The sequence below is a fragment of the Rufibacter hautae genome, assembly GCF_008271695.1.
Classification (GTDB): Bacteria; Bacteroidota; Bacteroidia; order Cytophagales; family Hymenobacteraceae; genus Nibribacter; species Nibribacter hautae.
On the sequence record NZ_VKKY01000003.1, the window covers coordinates 125,115 to 136,756 of the forward strand.

The 11,642-nt window shown below is 49.2% G+C and carries 7 protein-coding genes; 2 read left to right on the plus strand and 5 right to left on the minus strand.

Going from position 1 to position 11,642, the window contains the following annotated elements; all coding sequences use genetic code 11:
- Positions 1 to 224: 224 nt before the first annotated feature.
- The 3 genes from FOA19_RS16965 to FOA19_RS16975 all read right to left on the minus strand — a co-directional run bounded on the left by FOA19_RS16965 (position 225) and on the right by FOA19_RS16975 (position 2,991).
- Positions 225 to 902, minus strand: coding sequence for an HAD family hydrolase (locus FOA19_RS16965; RefSeq protein WP_149092055.1), 678 nt, complete (start codon positions 900 to 902; stop codon positions 225 to 227).
- Positions 903 to 1,026: 124 nt separating this feature from the next.
- A complete protein-coding gene (locus FOA19_RS16970; protein ID WP_149092056.1) occupies positions 1,027 to 1,995 on the minus strand; it encodes a transketolase family protein in 969 nt (322 codons plus the stop codon).
- Positions 1,996 to 2,127: 132 nt separating this feature from the next.
- Positions 2,128 to 2,991 (minus strand): transketolase, encoded by an 864-nt coding sequence (locus FOA19_RS16975; RefSeq protein WP_149092057.1) that lies wholly within the window; start codon positions 2,989 to 2,991, stop codon positions 2,128 to 2,130.
- Positions 2,992 to 3,247: 256 nt separating this feature from the next.
- On the opposite strand from FOA19_RS16975, the gene FOA19_RS16980 reads away from it, so the two are divergent.
- Positions 3,248 to 3,703 (plus strand): GNAT family N-acetyltransferase, encoded by a 456-nt coding sequence (locus FOA19_RS16980; RefSeq protein ID WP_149092058.1) that lies wholly within the window; start codon positions 3,248 to 3,250, stop codon positions 3,701 to 3,703.
- A gap of 200 nt (positions 3,704 to 3,903) precedes the next feature.
- On the opposite strand, the gene FOA19_RS16985 is transcribed toward FOA19_RS16980, so the two are convergent.
- Positions 3,904 to 5,289 (minus strand): aldehyde dehydrogenase, encoded by a 1,386-nt coding sequence (locus FOA19_RS16985; protein ID WP_149092059.1) that lies wholly within the window; start codon positions 5,287 to 5,289, stop codon positions 3,904 to 3,906.
- 282 nt (positions 5,290 to 5,571) lie between these two features.
- Here FOA19_RS16985 and FOA19_RS16990 point away from each other — a divergent pair, with 282 nt between their 5' ends.
- Positions 5,572 to 6,048 (plus strand): hypothetical protein, encoded by a 477-nt coding sequence (locus FOA19_RS16990; RefSeq protein WP_149092060.1) that lies wholly within the window; start codon positions 5,572 to 5,574, stop codon positions 6,046 to 6,048.
- A 221-nt stretch (positions 6,049 to 6,269) separates the two neighbouring features.
- Here the strand turns inward: FOA19_RS16990 and FOA19_RS16995 are convergent, their stop codons facing one another.
- Complete coding sequence (locus FOA19_RS16995; RefSeq protein WP_149092061.1) at positions 6,270 to 11,363, minus strand: YDG domain-containing protein; 5,094 nt, start codon at positions 11,361 to 11,363, stop codon at positions 6,270 to 6,272.
- Between the last annotated feature and the right edge of the window lie 279 nt (positions 11,364 to 11,642).

Consider the following 11,642-nt stretch of genomic DNA (forward strand, 5'->3'; position numbering starts at 1 on the left):
GTTTGGCAGTCTTTTCGCTGGCGCGAGCGTCCCGCTCGTGTCCGCACGCATTCCTGATGGAGAACTTCATCCTCTTTTTGTCATCCTGAAAGGATCTTGGGAGCGAACGGTAGTGGCCTTTAGTAACCGATACTACCATTTGCCCACAAGATCTTTCCAAGATGACAGAAAGGAGGAGACGCCGCTTCCAGCCTAATTTGCTAAAACTAGGCCCAAAACTGGTTTTACTTCTGTCCGGTGAAAAGCTGCTGTAGCATGGGATCTGTGTAGTCCTTCACAAACCCGATGACGTTTTTGTACTGGGAGAACTCTTCGTGGCCGTGCATGGTGGTGATGACCAGGCAATCCATGCCGGCGTTCTGGGCGGCCTCCACGCCTTTGGGTGCGTCTTCCAGCACCAGGCAATCTTTGGGGTTTACGCCCAGTTCTTCGGCAGATTTCAGGAAAGTCTCGGGGTGGGGTTTGCTTTTGGATACTTCATCCGCGGAGATCAGGGCCTGGAAATAGTGCCTCAGGTCCAGGTTGTCCACCACAAAATCAATGTTGAACATGATGGCGGCGGTGGCGATGGCCATCTTAATGTCGTTTTCGGCGGCTTTTTGCAGAAAACCGTCTAAACCGTTGATGAGCCGCAGGTGCGAGATGTATTCCTTCTGGTAGATTTTCTCTTTTTCAACGGAGAGCCGGTCGGCTTCTTCCTGGGTGAAGCGGTCTTCCCCGAAGAACCGGGCCAGCACCTCGCTGTTCTTGCCGTACATCTGGGCCTTCACCTCGTCCCAGGAAAGCGACGTCTGCAGCTCTTCCTTCAGAACCTTCTGCCACGCGGTAGTGTGGTAATCCATGTCGTCAATCATGGTGCCGTTCATGTCAAACAGGAAGGCTTTGTATTTGGGGGTATTCATGTACGCGTAAGGTTAAGAGATACGTAAGGGCATACGGGGAAAACAAAAAAACGGGCTCCAGAAGAGCCCGCCTTTCCCTATATCCTATTTATTTTCTTCTGTCGGCAAAGCCGATCTACATCATTTATTTGGCCAGGGCCTTTTTGCGCTCCAGTACTTTCTGCACGGCAGCCACAATGTGGGCATCGTCCAGACCGTATTTCTTCATGAGCTGCTCCGGCGTACCGCTCTCCCCGAAGGAGTCGTTTACGGCCACGTACTCCATAGGCAGCGGCGTGTTCTGCGCCAGCAACTGAGCGATGCTGTCGCCCAGGCCGCCCAGGCGGTTGTGCTCCTCAGCGCTCACCACGCAGCCGGTTTTGGCTACTGATTTCAGCACGGCTTCTGCGTCCAGTGGTTTGATGGTGTGGATGTTGATGATCTCAGCGGAGATGCCCATTTCAGCTAGTTTCTCGCCGGCTTTGATGGCTTCCCACACCAAATGACCCGTCGCGAAGATGCTCACGTCAGTGCCTTCGTTCACCATCCAGGCTTTTCCGATCACGAATTCCTGATCTGCCGGCGTGAACACCGGAATCACTGGGCGTCCGAAGCGCAGGTACACCGGACCTTCGTACTCAGCAATAGCCATGGTGGCGGCTTTGGTCTGGTTGTAGTCGCACGGGTTGATGACGGTCATGCCGGGCAGCATTTTCATCATGCCGATGTCTTCCAGAATCTGGTGTGTGGCCCCGTCCTCACCCAACGTCAGACCCGCGTGCGAAGCGCAGATCTTCACGTTTTTGTCTGAGTAAGCGATGGACTGACGGATCTGGTCATACACGCGGCCGGTGGAGAAGTTAGCGAACGTGCCGGTGAACGGAATCTTGCCGCCAATGGTCATCCCCGCCGCAATGCCCATCATGTTGGCCTCGGCAATGCCCACCTGCACAAAGCGCTCAGGAAATTCCTTGATGAAATCGCCCATCTTCAATGAGCCCACCAGGTCAGCGCACAGCGCCACTACGTCTTTGTTTTTTCTGCCAGCCTCTACCAGCCCCGCCCCGAAACCAGAGCGGGTGTCTTTTGATTCTGTATAAGTATATTTTTTCATTTGAATGATTCTCAACGGTTATGGATTTCTGCCTGCGTTTGAAGCCTGTTTTCTCAAAATCAGCTCCTAAACAAACAAGCGTTCAAATGGATTAAACTAGAAGTGGCAAGCCCGGAGACTTGCGGCCGCTCTCTAGTAATCCTGCATGTTGCTGGTCAACTGACCCAGGGCAAGGGAAAGCTGCTCATCATTGGGTGCCACGCCGTGCCATTTGTGCGAGCCCATCATGAAATCCACGCCGTGGCCCATGTTGGTCTGCATCAAAATCATAATCGGCTTGCCTTTGTAGGCTTTGGCTTTGGCCAATTCCAGGGTCTGGATCACGTTGCCCAGGTCATTGCCATTCATTTCCATGACATCCCAGCCGAAGGCTTCCCATTTGGCGCGCAGATTTCCTAAATCCAGGACTTTATTGGTGGGGCCGTCAATTTGCTGGCCATTCACGTCAATGGTGGAGATGAGGTTATCTACTTTGTTGTGCGGCGCGAACAGGGCCGCTTCCCAGATCTGTCCTTCCTGCAGCTCGCCGTCGCCGTGCAGCGTGAACACCAGGCCGGGATCGTTGTTCAATTTCTTTGTCAAGGCCGCCCCGATGGCTACTGACAAGCCCTGGCCCAAAGAACCAGAGGCGATGCGCACGCCCGGCAGTTCCTCATGGGTGGTAGGGTGCCCCTGCAGACGCGAATCCAGCTTGCGGAAAGTCTTCAGCTCGCTCACGTCAAAGTAACCGGCTCTGGCCAGCACGCTGTACCAAACCGGCGAGATGTGGCCGTTGGAGAGGAAGAACAGGTCTTCGCCTTCGCCGTTCATGTTGAACTCAGGGGAGTGGGTCATGACCTTGAAATAGAGGGCCACCAGGAAATCGGTGCAGCCCAAAGATCCGCCCGGGTGCCCCGATTGACAACCGTGTACCATTCTCACAATATCGCGGCGCACCTGCTTGGCAACCTGCTCCAGCTCCTCTAGCTGTAATGTCTCTTTTTCTTCTGTTTGCATATCAAATAATAGTCTGTTGCACGTAAATGATTGGTTCTTGAATGAGCGTTCAAGAGGCCAACAAGGTCTTGAAGGATAATAAGTGTAAAATTAACATTTAAATTATCGATTAAGATTCTTGTTCGCAAATTAAATATATAGACTTTTATGCAAACGTTGGCATAAAAAAGAGGTTTTGTCTTGGGCTCACGTTGAATTTTGGTGAAAGCGAAGAATAATTGGCGGTTTTGGCAGGAAAGGGTAGTTTCGCAGCATTATGGAGTTTACTACTGTCACCAAGGCCTTTGAAGACCTGTCGCCTAAAGAACTGTACGATTTGCTGCAACTGCGGAGTGCCGTGTTTGTGGTAGAGCAGAACTGCGTTTTCCTGGACCCCGACGGGTTGGATGACCAATGCCACCACCTGCTTTTCTACCGCGGCACCACGCTGGAAGCGTACGCCCGCTTGCTGCCGGCCGGCGTCTCTTACCCAGAGCTTTCTATTGGCCGGATCATCACCAGCGCCTCCGTACGCGGTTCAGGGGTGGGTCAACAGTTGGTGCAGAAAGCCATTGAAGAAACGTACCGGCTCTTCGGCAAGGGACCCATTAAGATTGGGGCGCAGCTGTACGCGAAGAAATTCTATGAGCGATTCGGGTTTGAGCAGTCCAGCGAGGTCTATGACGAAGACGGCATTGACCACATCAAAATGATAAAGCCTGCTGTAACCTAAGCAGTTCAGCGTGTTTCAAGAGAAAGCCGTTTCGGGGCTACTTTCATGAAAGTAGCCCCGAAACGGCTTTCGGTTTTTTAGGTCCGTCAGGTAAACTCTAGTCTGTTTCTGCTTGCCTTTCTTGTTTTGGCCCTGTTTTCCGGAAAATCGTCTTAAAACAGTAGGCGTCGGCTGGTAAAGCTTGCCACCAACGCAAACCGCTAGAGCCATTTGAACGCTTTCCGCATCCAACTGAACTTGTTTTGGTACGGCGGATATCTGAGGGGCAGATCGGGTTTGGAGGGTTTCATAAGAACGCTTTTCTGGTGCGAGAACGCCTCAAAGCTGGCTTTGCCGTGGTAATTGCCTTGACCGCTGGTACCCACCCCGCCGAAGGGCAGGAACGGATTGGCCAGATGCGAGACGGTGTCATTGATGCAAGCCCCACCCGAGGAAGTCTGCGTCAAGACCATCTCCTTGGCTTTCTTGTCCCTGGAAAATAAGTAGAGCGCCAGCGGCTTAGGGCGCGCGTTCACCTCCCGGATGGCTTCGGGCATTGTCTTATAAGTCAACACCGGCAGCAGCGGCCCGAAAATCTCTTCCTGCATGACGGGTTGGTCCCAGGAAACATCAGCGAGCAGGGTAGGAGCGATGTACAGGGAACTAGCATCGGTTTGGCCGCCGGCGTAAACGGGAGAGCTGTCCAGCAGATTTTTCAGCCGCTGAAAATGGCGTTCGTTGATGATGCGGGCGAAGTCTGGGCTTTGGGCTGGGTTGGTGCCGTAAAATTCCTGGATGGTAGAAGTCAGTTCTTTCAGCAGCGGTTCTTTTACTTTCTCATGTACCAAAAGGTAGTCTGGCGCCACGCAGGTTTGGCCCGCGTTGATGAATTTGCCCCAGACAATGCGCTTGGCCGCCACGGCCAGGTCGGCGGTCTCGTCAATAAGGCAGGGGCTCTTTCCGCCCAATTCCAAGGTGACCGGAATCAGCTGTTTGGCGGCAGCCTGCGCCACAACCTTGCCCACCGGTACACTGCCGGTGAAAAAGATCTTGTCAAAAGGCTGTTCCAGCAGCACTTGGCTTACCTCGGGGCCGCCTTGCACTACGGTCAGGTACTCGGGCGGGAAATGGTCTTGGATCAGGCGGGCCGTGAGCTGGCTCGTGGCAGAGGTGAGTTCAGAGGGCTTCAGGATGGCGCAGCAGCCCGCCGCAATGGCGCCCAGCACCGGCGACAGCGTGAGTTGGAACGGATAGTTCCAGGCGCCAATGACCAGCGAAACGCCGTAGGGCTCGGGGTAAATGTAGTCTTTGGACGGAAAATTCAGGAAGCTGGACTTCACCCGATACGGCTCGATCCAGCGGCGCAGGTGCTTGAGCAGGAACTTGATCTCGGCCTCCAGAATGGCGATCTCCGTGGCGAACGTCTCAAAGGGTGGCTTTTTGAAATCGGCGGAAAGCGACGCGATGATGGCTTCTTCTTCTTGCTGAATGACTTTCTGCAGCCGGCGGAGCATCTTCAACCGGAAGGCGATCGGACGGGTTTGCCCGGTGTTGAAAAATTCCTTCTGGCGTTGCACCAGTGTCTCCAGTTCCTGTGGCGAAGTCATAGTCTTAAGTCCTTGAGAATTCTCCTGCATATACTCGCCTCCCTCTAAAATGGCTGAAAGCGGTGCGTGAATTGAAAATAATTTTCCGGTGGCAGCCTTGGGCTGGGCGTAAAGAATGGTATAAATACGTTTTCAGACTATTTTTGCGGAAACGGCTCCAAAGCATAAATTATAAAGAAAGTTTTACCTAATTGGCGGACACTTTTTAAAACGCACTCGTAAAAAGGAGACCAACCTGAAATTAGCAAACAACAATTTTTGACAGCTTTAAAATAGACTAATATGGCACCACGCGGCAGTTACGATGACGAGTATGGCTACGATGACGATGATTTAAACAACAGCCATTTTGATGATGAGTTCTCCTTTGACGACGATGAAGATGACGTTTTAGGGGGCAGGGGCGGCTTTGGCGCAGATGATGATGAGGAGGTGAACCTTCCGTACGAGGGGGAGCTTTTCAACGAGATGCTGAGCAAACTGCACGGGACACTCATCATGTACGGCGAGGACGACCCTAAGCTGATGGACCTCCAGACCGAGTTGCTGCAGGTGGATGCTGACAAACTAGGCACTGCCACGGATGATATGTTCTACCTGGAGGAGGCCAGCAACATTGCCAAGATCCTGAAGAAGCACGTGGGCGAGTCACCCAAGATCAAGCAGATCCACGACAACTTCATGAAAGACATCACCCGCTTCAGCGATGAATCAGCGGAGGGCCACGCAGGCGATTACTACCTGGATGACGAGGAGTAAACCCCATCGCCACACGATTGCTGCCTTATGAAAAGCGGAGGCTCCTATAAGTAGGAGCCTCCGCTTTTGTGTTAGACGAGAAAGGTGCACAGCACTCTGAACATAAGTAAGATGTTTTGCTGAAGCGGTGGATTTTGTTTTGGGCTAGTTTGCAGAAAACGGCCCTAAAAAGGAAAGGCGCCACATGGGCGCCCTTTCTTTAGCTTGCTGAGTTCTTTAGATTATTGTCTCACCACTCTGATGACAGTCTCAACGTCATCCCCGGCAAGTTTCACCAGGTACGTGCCTACGGCTACGTCGGTCAGATCAAGGCGCTGCACTTTGCCGCCTGTGAGGGTCAAGGTTTTCACCAATCGGCCGTCCAGGGCAAATACACCCACTTTCACTTCAGAGGAGGCTGCTTGGGTCAGGTCCAGGTTCACCGCGTCAGGAGTTGGGTTCGGATAGGCCTTCACCATCACCTGAGTGGCGGCTACTGCTTTGGTCTGCACCGCTAGAGTCTTGCTGTACTCGAACTTGCCGTCATAGTCCACCTGCTTGAGGCGGTAGTAGGCGGTGCCGCTGAGTGCCTTGCCGTCCAGGAAGTTGTAGTCCACCCGCACGTTGCTGGTACCGTTCCCCTTCACCTGCCCGATGGCGCTGAAGTTCTTGCCATCAGCGCTGCGCTCCACTTGGAAGAAATCGTTGTCCTTCTCGGTGGCTGTGGTCCAGTTCAGCAGCACGCCCTCTTTCTGGGCCTTGGCCGTGAAGCTAATCAGGGTTACTGGGAGTGGAGTAGGCTCAATGGTTGCTAACGCGGTAGCCACAGAAGTTAAGTTGTAGTTGCCTCGGTCATCGCCTACCAAAGTCGCACCAGTTAAGGTTACAACCTTGTCCACATCTGGTGTTGCATCATTAAAAGTGGCTGTTCCTCCATCTAAAGAAACCAAGTCTCCGGCAATTTTTCTGTCTAATCCTCGGCTATTAGTAGTTACGGTTGCACTGTTTGTACCGTCATATACTTTGTTGTCTGCTCTAAAAGTACCGGTTACAACTCTTCTTGTGATTTCAGCAGACAAGCCAGTCGGTTGAGAGAAGTTGTAATTGCCTGCATCGTTTCCGCCTTTGGTAAATCCTGTCACATTTACGGCTCTCACACCAGCATTCTTGCTAGCGAAGGTTCCAACTGGCGCACCGGTGAACGTAATGTCATCTCCTTGGATTTGGTTGCTTAGTGTAGCGGTTCCAGAGAAACCAAATACATCTGTTGTGCCATCATACTCTTTCGAATTTGCCGTAATTCCGTTGATGGTTAAAGGTCTAGGGGTGATGCTGCCAGTAGTTTGTGCTGCAGTGTTAGATAAAGTATAGTTTGCGGCTTTTGTACCAGTGATAGAAAGACCATTTATTGTAATCTGTTTGCCAGTTCCTACATTTTTGTTGTCGAATTTGGCTGAGGTATGTGCTATGGTTAATACGTCACCGGTTATTCTATTATCCAACAAGGTCACAGAGGCATTGTCATTACCATCGTACACCTTGGTTGAGCCTGATGCTGTAATGGTTAACGGTCTAGGGGTAATTTTTACAACAATTGTAATTGAGGTTGGGAAAAGATCATAGTTGTTTTGATCGCTAGATCCTATTGACAAATTAAGAGTTTGCGTTCCGTCAGTAACTACACTAGTCTGTGAATTAATGTAAAGCGATACGTGATCAGGAGGAATCACTCCTATTAGATTCTCCGCTGTAGATGTGAATAGAGTGGTTCCGTCGTATACTTTCTCTGCAGTAGTAACAACAGGTTCCAATACTTTAGGAGTGATTTTAGCGGAAAGGGTACCTGGTGTGAATGAGGCAAGGGAGTAGTTGTTCGCATTTGCTCCTGCTAAGGTACCGGTATTGTAAGTTACAATAGTTGCTTGAACTGGAGAATTCCTATTTTGCCGATTTACCAATGCTGACGCAAAAGTACCAGTGCCTAACCAAGTAACTGTTTCTCCAGGAAGGATACCAGTCAATGTGCCGCTGATAGTAGCAGCAGTTGTTCCGTCGTATACTTTATCGTTTGCGACAATGTTGTTAAGCGTCAATGCTCTTGCTGTGATGTTTGCCTTGAGTCCTGTGGGTTGAGTCAGGGAATAATTATGGGCTTCTGTACCGCTTAACGTACCGGTAGAGGTCACGGCGATATTAATTCCAACATCTTTAGTAGCAAACGTGCCGGTTCTTGTAAGTGTAACCTTGTTTATGTCTGAAGAGACTACCCCGGTCAATGTGCCTGTGATAGTGGCAACATCAGTTCCATCGTATTCTTTGTTGCTAGCAATGGCATTTGCGATGGTTAGTGCTTTAGCAGTAATGGTGGCGGTCAAACCAGTTGGATTGGTCAGCGTGTAGTTGCCTTTGTCAGTTCCAGCTAGAACACTAGTGGAGGTGACTTCGTGGGTGCCTACGTCACGAGATGCAAAGGTGCCACTTCTAGTTAAGGTAACATTGTCACCAAGGAGAACACCAACTAGAGTGCCGGTAATGGTTGCGTCGCTTGATCCATCATATACTTTATTGTTTGCTCTGGCATCCGCTACCGTCAGTTCTATGGCTGTAATATTTGCCTTCAGTCCTGAGGGTTGGGTAAGGGTGTAGTTGCCTCTGTCATTACCTCCAATGGTGCTGGTGGAGGTAACGGCTATTCCAGTCCCCACATCTGAGGTTGCAAAGGTTCCGCTTAGGTTTAGTGAAACATCTTCTGTTCCTACTACTCCATTCAATGTTCCAGAAATAGAAGCGGTAGTGGTTTTGTCATAGACTTTGTTACCTGCTACAGCATTGGCAATGGTAAGAGCTTTAGCAGTGATCGTGGCGGTGGTGGTAGCTGTGGTATTTACCAAGGTATAGTTACCGGCATCCAGCCCCTCAATGGTGATGCCGGCTACAGTTACAGCTTTTGTGCCGATGTTTTTGTCTGCGAAAGTAGCAGAGGTGAATGCCGTTGTTACAATGTCACTACCTAGCTTATTAGATGACAAAGTAACAGTGGCGGTTGTGTTTCCATCATATTCCTTGTTCTGAGCACTAGCTGTTACAGTTAGTGACCGACCTGTGATACTGGCTAGCGTGGTAGCGGTGCTGTTGACGGTGTAGTTGCCCGCATCAACTCCTGTAAGGCTAAGCCCAGTGGAAGTTACGGTTTTGTCAGTGCCTACGTTTTTGTCACTGAAGGTGCCTGTGCCGCCCGTGTATGTTACCTTGTCCTCACTCAAAACGCCAGCTAAGTTACGCTCAGTAATAGAAGCAGTGGCATTGCCATCATATACCTTATCTGCGGCTTTGATAGAGCCTGTAATCGCTAGAGGTGTGATATTGGCAGTCAGGTTTGATGTAATGGTGTAATTGCCAGCATCTGCTCCGGTAAGGGTATAGCCAGGTGCCACAGGTTTGTTGTTGCCTACTGCTTTCGTAATGAAAGAAGCATTTGCAGTGGAGGCTGGGTCAACGCTTACTTCATCATTGCCAACTATACCCTCTAAGGAAGGTGTGCCTGAGAGAGTAGCAATAGTAGTAGCATCATACACCTTGTCTCCCACTGAAACTCCAGTTAAAGTAAGTGCCTTGGCGGTAATATTGGCGGTAGTGGTGGTAGTGGTATTTGATAATGAGTAATTTGCCGCATCCGTTCCGCCGAAGGTGATGCCATCTACAGTTACCGTTTTCCCTGTGCCTACATTCTTATCAGCAAACACTGCTGATGCAGATGAAAGCGTCAACTGATCACCGCTTAGTTTGTTGGAAGCCAAGGCTACAGTGGCAGAAGTGTTTCCATCGTATTCCTTGCTCTGAGCCGTGGCTGTTACAGTGAGCGCTCGGGCAGTGATGCTGGCAGTAGCAGTGGCAGTAGTATTGACGATGTAGTTGACAGCGTCACCTCCGGTAAGGCTGAGCCCGGTGGCGGTTACCGTCTTGCCCGTACCCACATTTTTGTCGTTGAAGGTGGCTGTACCTCCAACGTATGACACGTCATCTGGGCTGAGAATTCCTGTGAGATTACGGCTGGTAATGGTTGCCGAGGTATTACCATCATACTGTTTGTCTTCGACTGTGATATACCCTTCAATTGGTAAAGCTGAAATGGCGGCGGTAAGGTTGGCCGGTTGGCTTAGGCTATAGTTATTAGCGTCTCCTCCAATGAGCGTATATCCAGTTACAGTAACAGGTTTATTAGGCCCTGCCGTTTTAGAAGCGAAAGTTGCAATTGCAGCAGACCCATTAGCTGTTACTGCATCACCTGTTATTTTTCCATTCAAAATTGGAGTACCGGTTAATATAGTAGTTAATGTGCCATTGTAAGGCCTACTTACTGCAGAAACCCCTGTTATAGTAATTGTTTGGTGAGTAATGTTGGCTGTTGTGGAAGCTGTAGTGGAGGATAAGCTATAGTTGCCACTAGCAGTTCCTGTCAAGCCAAGACCTGTGGCTGTAACTGTCTTTCCAACGCCTACATTTTTGTCATTAAAAGAGGCTGTACCGCCTGTTAGGCTCACGTTTAAAATATCTGCCTGTATTACTCCTGTCAACGATCTTGTTAAGATTGTGGCCGTAAAACCCCCATCATAAACCTTGTTGCTTACTGTTATGGTTGAGCTTATTGGTTTTGGAGTAATACTTGCAGTAGTAGTGGCGGAAGTACTAGAAAGAGTGTATTTCCCTGCTGTAGAACCTGTGAGTGTCAAGCCTGTGGCTGTAACAATTTTGTTAGAACCTGTTGCTGATGTTGCAAATGTTGCCGTTCCCCCGGACAGACTCACGTCATCAGTTCCAATTACACCAGTAAGAGTTCTAGATGCTATTGCAGCATTCACCCCTCCGTCATAAACCTTATCGTTGACTGTAAATGATCCAGTTATGGTCTTTTTGTTGATGCTCAAACTGCCAGTGTTAAATTTTGAGCTGGTATTTGCCGTTGCTGTAACAGTAAAGGTGTGAGGACTTAGAACAAGGTTGGCATTATCAGGTATAGTTAGAGTAAGAGTGGTGCTTTGGATTTTAGCATTACCATTGTTGTCAGGTTGAATCATCAATGGGGAAGGATTGAAAGTAGCACTTACATTAGGCGGTAAATTTGTAACGCTTAACGAGACTGGATAGTTGTTGTTTTTGTTTCCACTCAATGATACTGATACCACATAAGTAACATTACTGGTAGTGCCATAGGTTGCAACGCCAGTTTGAGATCCAACTATGACTTCATTAATAGTTTGTGCTTCAGCATAAAAAGCTACCAAAAACAAGAGAGTGGTTAGCAAAAGGCTTTTGCTAAAGTGTAGAGTTCGTCCCATACCTTTTCCTGATAATATGAATTTGTTAATAAGAATTTGATATAAAGTTATTGAGGTCGCCTCCTTGGGGGATCAGAGGTTGTTTAATATTGAATGATATTGCTAATATTTATGACTTTTAAGTAATTATAAGCAAACATAAAACGTTGTTTTTACTTATCCTAATATTTTTTAAGATAATATATATAAATAAATCAAAATATACTTAACAAAGTGCAATGAATGTGTTTTATTGTAAATAATTGCTTTTTAGATGATTATAGTTAGTATAAAATGCTT

Coding starts and splice junctions, on each gene's coding strand:
- FOA19_RS16995 (WP_149092061.1), bottom strand. CDS start 11,363: ATGGGACGAACTCTACACTTTAGCAAAAGCCTTTTGCTAACCACTCTC.
- FOA19_RS16990 (WP_149092060.1), top strand. CDS start 5,572: ATGGCACCACGCGGCAGTTACGATGACGAGTATGGCTACGATGACGAT.
- FOA19_RS16985 (WP_149092059.1), bottom strand. CDS start 5,289: ATGACTTCGCCACAGGAACTGGAGACACTGGTGCAACGCCAGAAGGAA.
- FOA19_RS16965 (WP_149092055.1), bottom strand. CDS start 902: ATGAATACCCCCAAATACAAAGCCTTCCTGTTTGACATGAACGGCACC.
- FOA19_RS16970 (WP_149092056.1), bottom strand. CDS start 1,995: ATGAAAAAATATACTTATACAGAATCAAAAGACACCCGCTCTGGTTTC.
- FOA19_RS16980 (WP_149092058.1), top strand. CDS start 3,248: ATGGAGTTTACTACTGTCACCAAGGCCTTTGAAGACCTGTCGCCTAAA.
- FOA19_RS16975 (WP_149092057.1), bottom strand. CDS start 2,991: ATGCAAACAGAAGAAAAAGAGACATTACAGCTAGAGGAGCTGGAGCAG.